Here is a 14278-nt window from a genome sequence, read left to right as displayed (position 1 = left end):
CCACTTTGCGGACCCGTGGTTGTGGCCGGTGGGGAGTGCCGGTCATGAGCGATGCCTTCATTGTAGCGCCGGTACGGACGCCCATCGGCAAGTTTGGCGGCGGAATGAAGTCGCTGACTGCAGTCGATCTTATGATGCACATCGTAGAAGCATTGCTGGAGCGCACATCCGTACCGCCAGACACGATCGACGATGTCATCGTGGCGCAGTCCTATGCTTCCAGCGAGGCGCCATGCCTCGGCCGATATGGTGGATTGGCGGCAGGTTTGCCTATCGAGACACCCGGCTACACTCTCGACAGGCGCTGCGGCTCTGGCCTGCAGGCTGTGGTGAACGCGGCCATGCATGTGCAGACGGGACAGTCCGATGCCGTCCTCGTCGCTGGCGTCGAAAGCATGTCCAATGTCGAGTTCTACACCAATGACATGCGGTGGGGCAGTCGTATGGGCAGTGTCCAATTGCATGACAGGCTGGATCGTGGCCGCGTGCGGTCACAGCCTGAAGAACGCTTCGGTTATATCTCCGGTATGCCTGAAACAGCCGATACTCTGGCGCGCGAGTACGGTATTACGCGCGAAGAGGCCGACGCTTTCGCGGCGCGTAGCCATGAACGAGCGGACAATGCGTGGAACGATGGCCTGTTCGATGAAGAGGTGGTCCCTGTAGATGTCTCCGACCGCAAGGGGCGAACAACGACAATCACGCGCGATGAAGGCATCCGACCCGAAACAACGGTCGAACGCCTGGCGGCGCTTCGAACGATCCATGACGGCGGAGTGACGACAGCGGGCAACGCCAGTCAGCAGAACGATGCCGCCGCCGCCTGTCTCGTCGTTTCCGGCGAATATGCCGAGAAACATAATCTGGAGCCGATGGCGCGCCTGGTCGGCTGGGCAGCTGCCGGTGTGGACCCGGCTCGGATGGGTATCGGTCCTGTCCCCGCGACCAACAGGGTGCTCGGCAGAACCGGTCTTTCTCTCGACGATATCGATCTCATCGAGTTGAACGAGGCCTTTGCCTCGCAGGCCCTCTCGGTACTCAAGGCGCTCGACGTGACAGACCACGACCGGGTCAACGTCAACGGCTCCGGAATTTCTCTCGGTCATCCCATCGGCGCCACCGGCGTGCGCATTCTGACAACGCTGATGTACGAGATGAAGCGGCGCGGCGCGCGCTACGGGTTGGAAACCATGTGCATCGGCGGCGGCATGGGCATGGCGGCACTCTTCGAACGCTCATGAAGACGCCCGACGCATATAGACCCCCTCACGATCTGAAGAAGATCGTCGAGGCAAACGCATTTCTCAGGGAGCTCGGCGTGGTGTTCCGCCGGCTCGATGGCGATGGCGCGGTTTTCGAACTCGATCTCGACAATCGCCACCTGAACGCGGAGGGGCGTCCCCATGGGGGCGTTTACACGACCATTCTCGACGCCGCATCGGGTTTTGCCACGCGCTTTCGCGGCGCTGATACGCCACTTAGCGGAACGCTCACTCTGTCTCTTACCACCGAGTTTATGGGCGTTCCGGAAACCAAACGGCTCGTCGCCACTGGTGTCGTTGTCGGTGGCGGACAGTCCATCGCATTCACCAGAGCCAAATTGCATGACAGCGGCGGCGCGCTGATCGCTTCGGCGAGCGGCACGTTCAAGCGCGTCTTTCCAAAAAGAGATTCAGAACATTCAGGAGCAGAAAGATGAGAGATGTCGTCGTCGCCGGTATCGGCATGACCGCTTTCGGCAAATTCATGGACCGCAATCTCAAGTCCCTGTCCGAGGAGGCGGTCGCCGCTGCGCTGAAGGACGCCAACAGCGAAGCGAAGGATGTGGAGCAGGTGATCTTCGCCAATGCGGCGGCAGGCATGATCACGGGTCAGGAGATGATCCGGGGCGAGGCCTCGCTCCGCGACACAGGCCTCGATGGCAAGCCCATGTTCAATGTCGAGAATGCCTGTGCTTCTTCCTCTACCGGATTTCATCTGGCCTGGTTGATGGTCGCGAGCGGTCAGGCGGAATCCGTCCTCGTGGTGGGCGCTGAAAAGATGACCCACGAGGACAAACGCGTCTCCTTCGGCGCTTTCTCCGGCGCAGTCGATATCGAAGAACCACTCCCGGAAGGGTATAAGGCCGGGTCCGGCTCCATTTTCATGGATCTCTACGCTAACAAGGCCCGCAAATGGGCCACCCGGACCGGCGGCACGCCTGAAGATTTTGCGCGGGTCGTCGTCAAGAGCCGCCACGCCGCAAGTCTCAATCCTATCGCGCAGTTTCGAAACAAAACGAGTGTCGATGAGGTGATGGCGAGCCGGATGATTTCCGATCCGCTCACTCTCTTCATGTGCTCGTCCATCGGTGATGGCGGCGCGGCTATCCTGCTCACCTCGGAAGACTTCGCCCGCAAACGCGATGTGCCGCTTGTCAAAATCCGAGCCTCAGCTGTCGTCAGCGCAAAAGCACATGGCGAAAGAGAGCCGGTTGCGGTCACGGCCTCGCGCAAAGCTTACGAGATTGCAGGTATCGGGCCGGAAGATCTGCACGTGGTCGAACTGCACGATGCATCGGCCCCGGCCGAACTGATCCACTATGAAAATCTCGGGCTTTGTGACCCCGATGGCGGCGCTATCGAACTGATCCGGTCTGGCGAAACTGGAATTGGCGGACGGATTCCGGTCAATCCATCAGGCGGGCTGCTGTCACGCGGTCATCCGCTCGGCGCAACGGGCGCAGCCCAGATCATCGAGCTGACCCAGCAGCTGCGCGGAACGACGGGCAAGCGTCAGCGTAACGGCGCAAAGGTCGCGCTAGCGGAGAACAATGGCGGCCAGCTCGACGGCGACAGCGCCATCGCGGCCGTTACGATTCTGACGATCTGAGGGAGCGCAAGATGAGCAGAGTCGCAATCGTCACCGGCGGTGCGCAGGGTATCGGACTGGGTATCACCCGCCAATTGCTTTCCGAAGGTTATCGGGTGGCCGTCTGGGATCGTGATCCCGATGCATTGGCCGCCCTTCCAGAACAGATTGGCGTAGCCGAAGAGGTCCTTTTCGGTCAGCAGGTCGACGTGACCGACAAGAGCGCGGTTGACGATGCGGCTTCGGTGCTGGCGTCTCATTGGAAGACGGCCGATGTGTTGGTGAACAACGCTGGAATTTCCCGTGACAAGCGCATCGTCAACATGACGGAAGACGATTGGGATATCGTTCTGGACGTGAACCTGAAGTCCCAGTTTCTCTGCGCTAAAGCCGTCATTCCAGCTATGGTCGAAACGGGTCATGGCCGTATCGTCAATATCGCTTCTCGCGCCTGGCTCGGCGGTTTCGGCCAGGCCAACTATTCCGCCTCCAAAGGCGGTGTTGTCAGCCTCACGCGCACCCTCGCTATCGAGCTTGCGAAAAAGGGCGTGACCGTAAACGCAATCGCACCCGGCATTGTCGAGACGCCGCTTCTGATGTCCTACACGGACGAACAGCGGGACAGGCTGGCGAAGACGGTGCCGATGCAGCGGATCGGCCAGCCTGACGACATCGCACGGGCGGTCGGTTTTTTCGCGTCGAAAGACAATGACTACGTGACCGGCCAACTCCTCTACGTCTGCGGCGGCCGCTCTCTTTCCAGCCCAAGCGTTTGAAGGAGAGTCGAATGACAGCCTATCTTTTCGTTCTGGCCCGCGCCGCATCCCCCGACGGCTGGGATCGTTATCGCACCGAGGTAGCCGATTGCGTCGCTGCGCATGGCGGGCGCTATCTCGTCAAGCGATCGTCTGCCGAGGCCCTTGAGGGCGATTTCCAATATCAGCGCCTCACCTGCTTCGCTTTTGACGACATGCAGGCTCTGCACGCCTTCTGGCATTCCGACGAATACCAGAAGCGCATCAAACCCCTGAGAGAAGGTCTGGGTGAATTCGACGTCTGGGCGGCGCCCGGCATCGACGAAAGCGAGAGGGAGGACCGAATATGAGCGTCAATCGAAAATCGGAAGGTGCGGTGGCAATCGTTGAATTGGACGACCCGGCCGCCATGAACGCGCTTACCCCTGACGGTCTGACAGAACTTCGCGAAGTGCTCTCGGCCTGCCAGAACGACGACAGTATCCGGGCGATCGTCCTGACCGGTGCGGGCGATCGCGCCTTTTGCGCTGGCGCCAACCTCAAAAAGACCTTCCCGCCGGAAAACAGCTTCGGCCGCAATGTTCTGTTGAGCCGGCAGGTAGAGGCAAAGGACGGTGGTTATACGAGGCTTCTCGACCTGACCGATCTGCAGATCTGGAAGCCGATGATCGCCGCCATCAATGGCTACTGTCTGGGCGGCGGTTTGGAACTGGCGCTTCAGTGCGATCTGCGGATCGCCAGCGACAGCGCCTCTTTTGCGCTTCCGGAGGTGAAAGTCGCCAGCGTGCCGGCGGTCGGCGGCGTGCAGTATCTGCTCCGCGCCATTCCTGCCGCCCACGCAATGAAGCTTGCGCTGACCGGTGACCGCATCGATGCAGCGGACGCGCTTTCGATGGGGCTTGTCAGCGATATCTGTTCCCCTGCCGAGCTTATGGAAAGTGCATTGGCTATAGGCCAACGCATCGCACAGAACGGACCTCTGGCCGTCCAGATGGTCAAGAAACTCGCCGTTGAGACAGCGCATGAGGCGCCCGCGCAATTTGTCGCGCAGGCCAATCTGGCCTGGGGTCTTCTGCGGGACAGCGCTGATCGCATCGAAGGACGGCAAGCCTTTGCCGAAAAGCGCAAGCCCATTTTCCGCGGCAACTGACCGCACCAAAGAACAGCCGCCGAGGAACGATCATGGATTTCGAACTGACCGACGACCAGACAATGCTGGTGGACATGGCAAAGCGCATGTCGAACGACAGCATTCAACCGATTTTGGATCGCGAGCCGACCGACAAACCGCTCAATCGCGCGGCGATGCTGGAGATATACACGCACCTTGCGGAGTTCGGCGTCACCTCCGCGCGTTTGGCCGAGAGCGATGGCGGATCGGGCCTTTCGCTGCTGGACTATGGTTTGATCATGGAGCAACTGCCGCCCGTAGTCGCTCTGTCGCTACTTAGTCATGACGGCTCGACCGTACGTTTCAACGCCGGTGCAGACGAAGCGCTTCGATCCGAATATCTCGATGAGTTCATCGCAGGACGAAAGATCGTCTGCACAGCCAACTCGGAACCGAATGCGGGATCGGACAGCAATGCCGTGTCCACCCGGTTGGAGGTCGACGGCGAAAAGGCCTTCATCACCGGCAAGAAAATGTGGATCACCAACGCCTCGATCTGCGACTGCATGATCGTCAGTTGCTCGACCGGCAAGGACGATCGGGGCCGTCCTATTCCACAGCGTGTCATGGTCGATCTTTCGAAATCCGATGTCGGCCTGTCCGAAACGGCGCTTAACGGATTGAAGCAGGGTCATCTCTGCGAAGTTACGTTCGACCGCACCGAAGTGCCGCTGAAAAATATTATCGGTGAGCCGGGAGACGCCGGCAAATACATGACGATTGTCTGGAACGCCAACCGGCCACTCATTGGTTTGATGGCGCTCTCTATTGCTCAGCGTGCATACGATATGGCCTTAGAGCACGCCAACGACCGCCACCAATTCGGCTCAAGCCTGGCCAGCCGGCAACTGATCCAGCAGGATCTTTCCGATATGCAGGCCAAGTTGATCTCCTCGCGCCTGACCTGTCTGATGGCTCTGGCGTCGCTCGACAAGGGCGCACGCTCGAACGGATTGTCGGCTATGGCCAAGCGCCTGGCGACCGAGGCCGCCGTGGAGATCATCAACAGCGCCATGCATATTTGCGGCGGGATGGGTATCTCCGAAGAGCTGGGCCTCGCTCAATTGTGGGCCGATGCTCGTGTTTTTCAGGTGCCGGACGGCACACAGGGGATTCTGGCCCTTATCCATGGCCGTGACTTAACCGGTCAGGCCGCGTGGCGTTGATGTGATCCGTCAGGGCATTCGTAAAGAAGGTGGGAGAAATGGAATGACGAAATTGCACTGGTCGCCGCGCTCGCCCTATGTCCGTAAAGTCATGGTGGCGCTCCACGAGAAAGGGCTTGCCGGCGATGTCGAGACCGTTCGGACAGTTGCCGACCCGTTTCTGCCGCCAGTCGAATTCTTCACCACCAATCCTTTGGCGAAAATTCCAACCTTGGAGCGAGCCGGCGAACCGCCGCTCTTCGACAGCCGTGTCATCATGGAATGGGCGGATATGGAAGGAACTGCGGAACCCGTTCTGTTCCCTTCCAATCCGCGCGAGCGGCTCGCAGCCCTGCGTTACGAGGCGATCGGCACCGGGATGATGGAGGTAGGCGTTACCCTCCTCATCGAAACGCGGATGCGCGACCAGACACAGCAGGATGAACGCGTAATCCAGGCCAGTGTGAAGAAATTCGAGGCTGTTTTGGACAGGCTGGAAAGCGAGGCAGACGAAATGTCTCATCGCCCCTTCGACGCAGGTCATATCTCCGTCGGTGTCGCGCTCTGCTATTACGATTTTCGCTTTGCGGATCGTCAGTGGCGTCGCGGTCGGGACCGTCTTGCGGCTTGGCACGCCGAATTCTGCAAACGGGAATCGGTCAAGGCGACAGAATTTTCGAATGAGGCTCTACCGACAGACATTCCCGCCAAACCAGCCGACTGACAAAGGTCGGGATAGTGGCGAAGGTGGATTGTCGACCCCGGCATCGCCCTGTTGCTTTCGCCCGAAAATTGCGGTCGATTGGCCGCAGACTGGCGACATGAAACACTGGATGCAAAACCTGCGCGAATAGGCATCCGCATGAGGGGTTATTGACTGTGTCGGACAATGAGAAGCGCGCGACAGATTTTGTGGGATCCGTTGCGCGCGCTTTTGCGATTCTCGAATGTTTCACCACCGATGAAGCGCTCCGACTGCAGGGACGGATGACCCTGACGGATGCGGCGCGCCTGACCGATCTCAGCCGGGGAACGGCGCGCCGTCTTCTGCTGACCCTGGCGGAGCTTCACTATGTCGACACTGATGGCAAATATTTCTGGCTGACGCCAAAGCTGGTCAATCTCTCCCGAGGTTTTCTCATGCCGCTCGGATTGGGGGAGGGTTCGCGCGCCGTTCTCTACAGCCTGACGCAGAAGCTGGACGAGAGCGCCTCCGTCGGTGTGCTGGATGGCGCCGATATCGTTTATATCGAACGGGTCGAGGTGCGGCGCATCTATTCGTCCCGGATCGTCAGTGGTACGCGGCTGCCGGCCTCGTCCAGCTCCATCGGCCGGGTTCTCCTTGCCGCGCTGTCCGAGAATGAGCTCTCAAGCTGGCTAGAGGCCTATCCGATCAGCCAGTACACGGCGAAAACCCTGACCGATCCGAAGTCGTTTCTGGAAGAAATCGCCCAGGTCCGCCAGAATGGTTACGCCATTATCGACGAAGAGCTTGAGATGGGTATTCGTTCAATAGCGGTTCCGGTATTTAGCCGAAACAGCCGTGTTGTCGCCGCGTTGAACGCGTCAACGGTCTCGGCGCGTCATTCAGTCGACGATCTGCGTGAGCAATTCCTGCCGGAGTTGAAAATCGCATCCGAACGTTTGTCACAGACAATGGCGTGGTGAATTTCAGGCAGGAATGTCGAGCAGTCCCGTCGCGCTGATGCCACCGTCGGCCAGAATTGTCTGACCGGTGATATAGGCCGCCTCTGCGCTACCGAGAAAACGGATGATGTTGGCAATGTCGTCGGGCTTCCCAACACGGCCAAGCGGAACACGTTCTTCGCGTGCTTCGAGGACGCCCTCTTTCTGATAGAGCTTTTCGGTCAATGGCGTGCGGATCATGCCCGGAGCGACAGCGTTCACCCTTATGCCGTCGGGCGCCCATTCGATGGCCAGATTTTCGACAAGCGAAATCAGCGCGGCTTTTGCCGGTGCGTAGGCGGCCTGACCGGGATGCGCTTGCATGCCCGACATCGACGCCACCGCAACCACCGATCCGCCGGCTGTCTTCAGCGCATGGTAGAATTTTTGCGCGAGGATAAACGTCGAGCGGACATTGAGGTCGAACATCCTGTCCCATTCGGCAAGGGACTGTTCGAACAGTTTTGCAGGTGCGCCGGCACCCGCATTTGAGACAAATAAATCGATGTCATTGTCGAGAAATTCGAGGGCTTTTTCGGCAAGCGCGATTGCGGTGCTTTCCTCTCCGAGATCGCCTGTCAGATAAAGCGTCTCAGCGCCCATATTCTGCAGTTCGGAAATCAAGGCGTCCGGTGCGGGCTTCCGTCCTGACGCGGTCATAACGATTCTAAGCGGCTTATTGTAGGGCTTCGCGTTTTGCGCGAGCAATTTTAGAGCAGCTCCGCCAATTCCTTCGCTGGCACCTGTCAGAACGATATGCATTTTGGTCCGGTCTCCCAAAGTCTTTGGACCATGCTGCGGCATGTGGATTTGATGGGAAATGGACGAAGAGACAATGCGATTGCACTTCTGATGCGGTTCGACCGGTAAATCCAAGCTTTGTTCGCTTTCGTACATGGCGAACGGGGCGGGCTGACTTCACGGTGCCCGTTTCAAATGGAGATTTCGAGCCGTGGGACAGTCAAGAAGAACAATTATCGTGACTGGCGGCGCCTCCGGCATCGGCCTGGCGACGGCTCGCCGATTTGCCGGACAGGGCGAGCGTGTTGTCGTGATCGATCTCGATGAAAGCCGGGCGCAATCGGCGGCGCAGGCGCTCGGCGGAACCGGGAACCATGCCGGCTATTGTTGCGACGTCACAGATGCCGCGGCTGTTGAAGTTATTTTCGACAGCGTTGGAGAAATAGATGTGCTGGTCAATAGCGCCGGCATCGGCGATGTGAATATCGCCTCCGTCGACCAATCGATCGATCGGTTCCGCCGTGTCCTCGACATTCATCTGAGCGGAGCCTTCCTGCTCGCGCAACATGCGGCGCGCTCCATGATGATGCACAAGCGGGGAGGCAAGATTGTTAACCTGACTTCGATTGCCGCTCTCGGCGGCCTGCCTCGCCGCAACGCATACGGTGCGGCCAAGGCTGGGATCGTCGCCATGACCCGCTCTCTGGCCTGCGAATGGGCGAGTGCTGGAATTTGTGTCAACGCCGTCGCGCCCGGCTATGTGCGTACCGAACTGGTTGAGGGGCTTATCCGGGATGGCTTGATCGATGGGGATCAGATTGTCCGTCGAACGCCTGCTGGCCGCTTCGTAACGCCAGAAGAAATAGCCGATGCGATTGTCTTCCTTGCTTCGGACGCTGCTTCCGCCATAACCGGTGTCACACTGCCGGTCGATTGCGGTTGGACCGCTTATGGCGCGGCAGGCGACGCCTTTTCTACCGAAGCGGCGAACAACTGATAGGCCGCAGAAGGATATGCGAAAGCGGCTGGCCGACTGAGGCGAACGCGCTCCCGCCATGCAATGTCATAAACTGGCCTGGCCAATGACCGGAAACGATACGCCATTGGGCGATATGCTGATCTTCGATCTGCACCGCCTCACGCGTTAAGTATTGAAACGACGTGGCCATTGTCGGCTCGCCAACGCCCAGATTTCGATGGGTTTGTCTCCGTGAGGCCTCGACCGCATCCAGAGCAGCCGATTTCCCGGTCCGGCTCATCAAAAGATTGGTCTGAGAGACGATCATCGCAAACCCCTCCGGCACGAAACCCTCTACCCATTCGTCGTCTGCAGCCAATTGTCGCCGGCATTGGTCGCGTTCCGACAGGCTCTCGTAAATCCAGAGGTGGTAGAGACGGTTGAGCGGCCCGCTTTCGGCGAGCCAGTAGCCGCCGAGCGGAAGGTGCCTTGTGACAGCGCCGATCCCACGCCTGACGAAGAGATCGAGATAGGCCGGCGCTGATCCGGCTTTCAGATCATAGATGCGCAATTCGTAAAGCATTTCGACAACTCCCCGGGTTTTTCGCACGGTGCGAAATTCGGCGTTTGCCGGCGATGGAAAAACCGCTCGTCCTGTTGGATGATTGCCCTCGTCGAAGAGGCATCTCTAGTGCGGAAAAGCCGATTGCTGCCGTCGTTCCGCATCCTGAAGCTGGCGGTACGCCCCCGGGGCCATGCCGACGCGATGGGAGAAGAAGCGGGAGAAGTAGGCCGGGTCTTCGAAGCCAAGATCATAGGCGATTTCGGCCACCGTCACGCCAAGATAGGTCAGCCGCCTCTTGGCTTCGATCAGAATGCGAGCATGCAGAAGCTCTGAGGCGGTCCGGCTTGCGCGCGCCTTGCACGCATTATTCAGCCGTGGAGCTGTGATACCAAGGGCGTCGGCATAAAACTCCAGCCGCTTCTCGGTTCGAAAGTGCTGCTCCAGTAGAGCGCGATAGCGAAGTAATATCCGGTAGTCGCGGTCAGCCGCAATCATGGCTTCGCTGCCGCGGCGGCTGCGGTAGCGCATCAACGCCACCAGCACGATCTGAAAAAGCGAGCGGGTCGCCATACGCCGGCCCGGAGCGGCCCACGCTGTTTCGTCGGCCATGCGTTTGAGGCCGTCTTGGAGCGTTTTGGTGTTGGGGTCGTCCATCGACAACATGAAGCAACCGGGCTCGTCAAATGTCTCTATAAGTCGGACATCGCCCTGCGCCGCCGCTGCAACATAGTGCGTCGAAGCGGTGATGACGTGACCATCGGTCCCCTCCCGAAAGCGGATTTCATGAATCATCGCTGCCGGCACGATGATGAAGGAAGGCGCTTCGAATGCGATCCGCTGGTTTTCAATCGTGATCTGGCCGCCACCATTCTCCACAAAGAGAATCTGGACGTGATCGGGATGGGAGTGGGCGCGAATTATCCAGTCGTGGGAGCCGGATCGATAGCGGATCGGTTCGATATGGGGCAGGTCGTCATCGCTCTCCGTGGTTTGCTCACCGTAGAGGAAATACTGAGGTATGGCGTTTAGAGCCGCCTTCCGTTGAGCCTCTTGCCTCATCGCGCTCCTCCTTCACTGGTTGGTCTGGACGAATAAAAAGTCCAAGCATCTCTTATCTGCGTCCATTCGCCTGCCAATCGAGCTCCTGTTTCTTTGTCGAGGCCATTAGCCACGACGGAGGAGCGACGATGGACCATTCGCTGCAGCAGGATATAGCCTGCGATGTCGCGGTCGTCGGATCGGGGGCAGGGGGAATGTCGACCGCCATCGTCGCGGCGAAAAACGGACTGGATGTCGTCATTGTCGAAAAGGCCAGTGTGTTCGGCGGCACGACCGCCTTTTCCGGCGGCGTACTCTGGATACCCGGAAACCCCGATGATCCAGAAGATGATATCGACCGTGCGCGAGAATATCTGGCATACGAAACCGGTAATTTTTTCGATGCCGACGCCGTAGAAGCCTATCTCGAAACAGGTCCGCAAATGCTGCGCTTCCTCGAGGAAGAGACTGCGGTCTCCTTCGTGCCGACACTTTATCCCGACTATCATCCAGATGCGCCCGGCGGAGCAGAAACGGGACGCTCTGTGCTGGCCAAACCTTTCGATGCCAGCCAACTGGGCGACAATCTGAAGAGGCTTCGGCCTCCCCTTTCGACCATCACCTTCATGGGCATGATGTTCAATTCGTCCAATGCCGACATCAAGCATTTCTTTAACGTCACCAAAAGCGCGCGTTCGCTCGCCTATGTTACGAAGCGGCTGCTTGCCCACGGGGCAGAATATCTGCGTCACGGACGCGGAACGCAGATCACGTCTGGCAATGCCTTGGCGGCGCGGTTGGCGAAGACGTGCTTCGACCTCGGTATTCCGATCTATACGGATACGGCAGCGAAAGCCCTTCTGGCAAAAGATGGACGGATTTCTGGGCTCGAGGTTGAGGCTGGCGGCAAGAATAAAACCGTTACGGCAAGGAGAGGGGTCGTTCTGGCGGCAGGCGGGTTTGCCCATGATTACGACAGGATCGGTAAGGCCTACGAGCATCTGCGCCGGGGCGGAGAGCATTTTTCGCCTGTTCCTTTGGAAAACACGGGCGATGGCATCCGGTTGGCCGAACGGGCCGGCGTGCCTTTCGAAACCCGTTATCCCAACACGTCGGCATGGATGCCGGTCTCGAAAGTGCCTGACGGTAAGGGTGGATACACCGCTTTTCCGCATCTTCTGGACCGCTATAAGCCCGGAATCTTTGCGGTGCTGAAGAACGGGCGGCGTTTCACGAACGAAAGCAACAGCTATCATGACTTCGGCGAGGCATTGCTCGCTGCCTGCGAGGGGCAGGCGGAGACGGTCTGCTGGCTGATCGCCGATCATCGAACCGTTCGGAAATATGGACTGGGCCACGCCAAGCCGGCTCCAATGCCTTTGTCGCCATGGCTGCGCAATGGCTATCTCGTTCGTGGCAAGACGCTTGCGGAACTGGCGCGAAAAGCAGGCATCGATCCCGCCGGGCTCGAACAAACCGCAGCGCGCTATAATGACGATGCCGCGCGCGGGGAGGATCGACAGTTCGGCCGTGGCAGCACCGCCTTCAATCGCTATCTGGCCGACCCCGATCATCGTCCAAACCCATGCGTCGCGCCAATTCGGAAAGGCCCGTTCTACGCACTGCGCATTATAATGGGCGATCTCGGTACATTCGATGGGTTGCAGACGACTGTGAAGGGGCAGGTGATCGGGTCTGACGGTGCTCCAATCGAGGGGTTGTTCGCAGTTGGCAACGATAGGGCGTCGATTATGGGCGGAGCTTATCCCGGGGCCGGCATCACGCTCGGTCCGGCCCTGACTTTCGGCTATATCACCGGTCGCTTTCTGGCGGAGCAAGAGTGAATGCGCTGGATCGATTTCGAAGGAAAGACCGTTGTCGTAACCGGAGCTTCGGGAGGGATCGGTCGTGCCGTGGCGCAGAGCTTCGCGGATCTTGGAGCGAAGGTCTTTCTTCTGGATCGCAGGGGAACCGGCCTTGACGAGCCGGCAGAGGCCATCGGTGGGATCGGCCTTGAATGCGATGTTACCGATGCGGCAGCGATCGAAACGGTGGCAGACAGAATTGCGCAAGAGGGCGGAGCGGATATTCTCGTCAACAATGCCGGCATATTGAAGCCTGCGCCGCTCGACGAACTGCCGATAGCGGATTGGCAGGCAATGATGGCGGTCAATCTGGACGGGTGTTTGCGGCTGGCGCAGATCTTTGGCGCGCAAATGATGAAGAAGACCGCTGGGTCCATCGTCAATGTGGCGTCCATTTCCGCCAGCCAGCCGCAACCCTTTTCGGGCGCCTATTCTCCCGGCAAGGCGGCGCTGGTCATGCTGTCGCGGCAGATTGCCTATGAGTGGGGACCGAAAGGTATCCGCTGCAATGTCGTATCGCCGGGCCTGGTCGAGACGCCGCTGTCGGCCAGCTTCTATGAAAACGGGACCGTTCGATCCGCCCGCGAAGCGCTCGTTCCCACAGGGCGTATCGGCCAGCCGCAGGACATGGCAGATGCGGTCGTCTTTCTGGCGTCCCACAGAGCCAGCTATATCAATGGTCAGGAGCTGGTGATCGACGGCGGGTTGAGCCAGACGCTTATGGGCTCTGTTCCGCGCCCCGGATATTCGCGATGACGATGTAGGGACGATCAATTAAACGCCTTCCTCCTCCATATGGCCGCCAAGGAAGAGATGGCCGACCTTCGGGTCGTTCAAAAGAATATCGGCCTTGTCGTGCATCCGCGTTTGTCCCAGTTCCAGCACAATGCCGTAATCACTCATGGCAAGCGCGGCCTTGGCGTTCTGTTCGACCATAAGAATGGTAACGCCGTTGTCGCGCAGCTTTTGCAGCGTGTCGAAGACGCCTTGAACCAGGTTTGGCGACAGACCAATCGATGGCTCGTCGATGAGTATCAGCTTTGGCTCCAACAGAAGCGCGCGCGCCACTTCCAGTTGTTTCTGCTGGCCGCCGGAAAGTTCGATTGCCTTGCGTGACCGAAACTCTCGCAGCATGGGGAACTGGTCCATGACAGTCTCGATGCGACGGGCGACGACCTTGGGATCGGGCGCTGAGATGCCGCCCAGCTCGAGATTGTGATAGACCGAAAGATGTGGGATGACATTGCGGCCCTGCGGCACATAGGTGACGCCGCGCCTGATCATTTCCTTCGGCGTCAGGCCGGTCACTTCATCGCCGTCCAGGACAATTTGGCCGGATTGAATGTCAAGCAGGCCGAATATCGCTTTGAATACGGTCGATTTGCCAGCGCCATTCGGTCCGATAACCGTTGTGATCGATGCAGGCGGGATCGCGAAACTTGTACCGTTGAGGATCGTGATTTTGCCGTAACCACCATAAAGATCTTTGAGTTCGAGCATCGCT

At 59.0% G+C, this 14278-nt stretch carries 16 protein-coding genes; 12 read left to right on the top strand and 4 right to left on the bottom strand.

Annotation, left to right across the window (positions count from 1 at the left end; translation table 11 throughout):
- Positions 1–44 precede the first annotated feature (44 nt).
- From NIM86_RS02850 to NIM86_RS02810, 9 genes are all read left to right on the top strand, one after another.
- Positions 45–1241, top strand: a complete 1197-nt coding sequence (locus NIM86_RS02850; protein WP_253378946.1) for an acetyl-CoA C-acetyltransferase — start codon at positions 45–47, stop codon at positions 1239–1241.
- Positions 1238–1699 carry a PaaI family thioesterase gene (locus tag NIM86_RS02845; RefSeq protein WP_253378944.1) on the top strand — a complete coding sequence of 154 codons (462 nt, stop codon included), beginning with the start codon at positions 1238–1240 and terminating at the stop codon, positions 1697–1699. The genes NIM86_RS02850 and NIM86_RS02845 overlap by 4 nt, the downstream gene beginning before the upstream one ends.
- Positions 1696–2871 (top strand): thiolase family protein, encoded by a 1176-nt coding sequence (locus tag NIM86_RS02840; RefSeq protein ID WP_253378941.1) that lies wholly within the window; start codon positions 1696–1698, stop codon positions 2869–2871. The genes NIM86_RS02845 and NIM86_RS02840 overlap by 4 nt, the downstream gene beginning before the upstream one ends.
- Positions 2872–2882: 11 nt before the next feature.
- Positions 2883–3626 carry an SDR family NAD(P)-dependent oxidoreductase gene (locus NIM86_RS02835; RefSeq protein WP_253378940.1) on the top strand — a complete coding sequence of 248 codons (744 nt, stop codon included), beginning with the start codon at positions 2883–2885 and terminating at the stop codon, positions 3624–3626.
- An 11-nt stretch (positions 3627–3637) separates the two neighbouring features.
- Complete coding sequence (locus tag NIM86_RS02830; protein WP_253378939.1) at positions 3638–3955, top strand: DUF1330 domain-containing protein; 318 nt, start codon at positions 3638–3640, stop codon at positions 3953–3955.
- Positions 3952–4755, top strand: coding sequence for an enoyl-CoA hydratase/isomerase family protein (locus tag NIM86_RS02825; protein ID WP_253378938.1), 804 nt, complete (start codon positions 3952–3954; stop codon positions 4753–4755). Before NIM86_RS02830 ends, NIM86_RS02825 begins: the two co-directional genes overlap by 4 nt.
- Positions 4756–4787: 32 nt before the next feature.
- Positions 4788–5942 carry an acyl-CoA dehydrogenase family protein gene (locus tag NIM86_RS02820; protein ID WP_253378937.1) on the top strand — a complete coding sequence of 385 codons (1155 nt, stop codon included), beginning with the start codon at positions 4788–4790 and terminating at the stop codon, positions 5940–5942.
- A gap of 43 nt (positions 5943–5985) precedes the next feature.
- Positions 5986–6645, top strand: coding sequence for a glutathione S-transferase family protein (locus NIM86_RS02815; protein WP_253378935.1), 660 nt, complete (start codon positions 5986–5988; stop codon positions 6643–6645).
- A gap of 155 nt (positions 6646–6800) precedes the next feature.
- A complete protein-coding gene (locus tag NIM86_RS02810) occupies positions 6801–7589 on the top strand; it encodes an IclR family transcriptional regulator C-terminal domain-containing protein (protein ID WP_253378934.1) in 789 nt (262 codons plus the stop codon).
- A 3-nt stretch (positions 7590–7592) separates the two neighbouring features.
- On the opposite strand, the gene NIM86_RS02805 is transcribed toward NIM86_RS02810, so the two are convergent.
- Positions 7593–8369: an SDR family NAD(P)-dependent oxidoreductase gene (locus NIM86_RS02805; RefSeq protein WP_253378933.1), complete on the bottom strand. Its 777-nt coding sequence runs from the start codon at positions 8367–8369 to the stop codon at positions 7593–7595.
- Positions 8370–8586: 217 nt separating this feature from the next.
- Here NIM86_RS02805 and NIM86_RS02800 point away from each other — a divergent pair, with 217 nt between their 5' ends.
- Complete coding sequence (locus NIM86_RS02800) at positions 8587–9345, top strand: SDR family oxidoreductase (protein WP_253378932.1); 759 nt, start codon at positions 8587–8589, stop codon at positions 9343–9345.
- Here the strand turns inward: NIM86_RS02800 and NIM86_RS02795 are convergent.
- Both NIM86_RS02795 and NIM86_RS02790 read right to left on the bottom strand, forming a co-directional pair.
- Positions 9323–9889 carry an NIPSNAP family protein gene (locus tag NIM86_RS02795; RefSeq protein WP_253378927.1) on the bottom strand — a complete coding sequence of 189 codons (567 nt, stop codon included), beginning with the start codon at positions 9887–9889 and terminating at the stop codon, positions 9323–9325. The genes NIM86_RS02800 and NIM86_RS02795 overlap by 23 nt on opposite strands.
- Before the next feature lie 105 nt (positions 9890–9994).
- On the bottom strand, positions 9995–10930 hold the full coding sequence (locus tag NIM86_RS02790; protein ID WP_253378923.1) for a helix-turn-helix domain-containing protein: 936 nt from the start codon (positions 10928–10930) through the stop codon (positions 9995–9997).
- Positions 10931–11058: 128 nt separating this feature from the next.
- Here NIM86_RS02790 and NIM86_RS02785 point away from each other — a divergent pair, with 128 nt between their 5' ends.
- Positions 11059–12753: an FAD-dependent oxidoreductase gene (locus tag NIM86_RS02785; protein ID WP_253378921.1), complete on the top strand. Its 1695-nt coding sequence runs from the start codon at positions 11059–11061 to the stop codon at positions 12751–12753.
- Positions 12754–13530, top strand: coding sequence for an SDR family NAD(P)-dependent oxidoreductase (locus NIM86_RS02780; protein WP_253378919.1), 777 nt, complete (start codon positions 12754–12756; stop codon positions 13528–13530).
- 18 nt (positions 13531–13548) lie between these two features.
- On the opposite strand, the gene NIM86_RS02775 is transcribed toward NIM86_RS02780, so the two are convergent.
- Positions 13549–14274, bottom strand: a complete 726-nt coding sequence (locus tag NIM86_RS02775; protein ID WP_253380678.1) for an ABC transporter ATP-binding protein — start codon at positions 14272–14274, stop codon at positions 13549–13551.
- Between the last annotated feature and the right edge of the window lie 4 nt (positions 14275–14278).

This window comes from Notoacmeibacter sp. MSK16QG-6, assembly GCF_024158145.1.
Taxonomy (GTDB): Bacteria; Pseudomonadota; Alphaproteobacteria; order Rhizobiales; family Rhizobiaceae; genus Notoacmeibacter.
This window is presented reverse-complemented; position numbering and strand designations above follow the sequence as displayed.

Bases quoted from the DNA above. Each gene is read 5' to 3' on its own strand.
- NIM86_RS02825 (WP_253378938.1), top strand. From the start codon at position 3,952: ATGAGCGTCAATCGAAAATCGGAAGGTGCGGTGGCAATCGTTGAATTG.
- NIM86_RS02790 (WP_253378923.1), bottom strand. From the start codon at position 10,930: ATGAGGCAAGAGGCTCAACGGAAGGCGGCTCTAAACGCCATACCTCAG.
- NIM86_RS02845 (WP_253378944.1), top strand. From the start codon at position 1,238: ATGAAGACGCCCGACGCATATAGACCCCCTCACGATCTGAAGAAGATC.
- NIM86_RS02795 (WP_253378927.1), bottom strand. From the start codon at position 9,889: ATGCTTTACGAATTGCGCATCTATGATCTGAAAGCCGGATCAGCGCCG.
- NIM86_RS02835 (WP_253378940.1), top strand. From the start codon at position 2,883: ATGAGCAGAGTCGCAATCGTCACCGGCGGTGCGCAGGGTATCGGACTG.
- NIM86_RS02820 (WP_253378937.1), top strand. From the start codon at position 4,788: ATGGATTTCGAACTGACCGACGACCAGACAATGCTGGTGGACATGGCA.
- NIM86_RS02830 (WP_253378939.1), top strand. From the start codon at position 3,638: ATGACAGCCTATCTTTTCGTTCTGGCCCGCGCCGCATCCCCCGACGGC.
- NIM86_RS02815 (WP_253378935.1), top strand. From the start codon at position 5,986: ATGACGAAATTGCACTGGTCGCCGCGCTCGCCCTATGTCCGTAAAGTC.
- NIM86_RS02850 (WP_253378946.1), top strand. From the start codon at position 45: ATGAGCGATGCCTTCATTGTAGCGCCGGTACGGACGCCCATCGGCAAG.
- NIM86_RS02780 (WP_253378919.1), top strand. From the start codon at position 12,754: ATGCGCTGGATCGATTTCGAAGGAAAGACCGTTGTCGTAACCGGAGCT.
- NIM86_RS02805 (WP_253378933.1), bottom strand. From the start codon at position 8,369: ATGCATATCGTTCTGACAGGTGCCAGCGAAGGAATTGGCGGAGCTGCT.
- NIM86_RS02785 (WP_253378921.1), top strand. From the start codon at position 11,059: ATGGACCATTCGCTGCAGCAGGATATAGCCTGCGATGTCGCGGTCGTC.
- NIM86_RS02775 (WP_253380678.1), bottom strand. From the start codon at position 14,274: ATGCTCGAACTCAAAGATCTTTATGGTGGTTACGGCAAAATCACGATC.
- NIM86_RS02840 (WP_253378941.1), top strand. From the start codon at position 1,696: ATGAGAGATGTCGTCGTCGCCGGTATCGGCATGACCGCTTTCGGCAAA.